Raw genomic sequence first — 410 nt, forward strand, 5'->3', positions numbered from 1 at the left:
TTCGGTACTCTGTATCTTAGCAATTTCAATAAGTCTATTAAGCTCAACGGGCTTTTGGCGTAAATACAGCTCCTGCTTTCCCTTATACTCATGAATCTTTGAAATATAAGACATTATTTCATTGTCCCAAGTCCTATCTGCAAGATAAGAATAATCAAACTGTTTCATTGGCTAATACTCCTTTCTCCCAAGGAAAATCATTATCACCCAATTCACCATTTATTTTGGGAGATATTTATAACTGTTGGGAGAATAAATCCTACTCCCAATTATGCCGTTCTTTCTCCCAAATTACAACAAATTTTGGGATTTATTTATATTTTTCATCATCTCCCTTCTCTGTTCTTTAACCTTGGCCGATATCCTTCTCGGCTTACGATAACTAACGTACTGTTTAGGCATGGAATAGG

Annotated in this window: 1 pseudogene; it reads right to left on the bottom strand. The window is 35.6% G+C overall.

Annotated features, from left to right (window positions below):
- Positions 1 to 168, bottom strand: a pseudogene (locus ACTQ1N_RS12790) (Fic family protein); the annotation flags it as partial.
- Positions 169 to 410 lie beyond the last annotated feature (242 nt).

The organism is Porcincola sp. LCP21S3_C12 (assembly GCF_052118625.1).
Lineage (GTDB): Bacteria > Bacillota > Clostridia > Lachnospirales > Lachnospiraceae > Porcincola.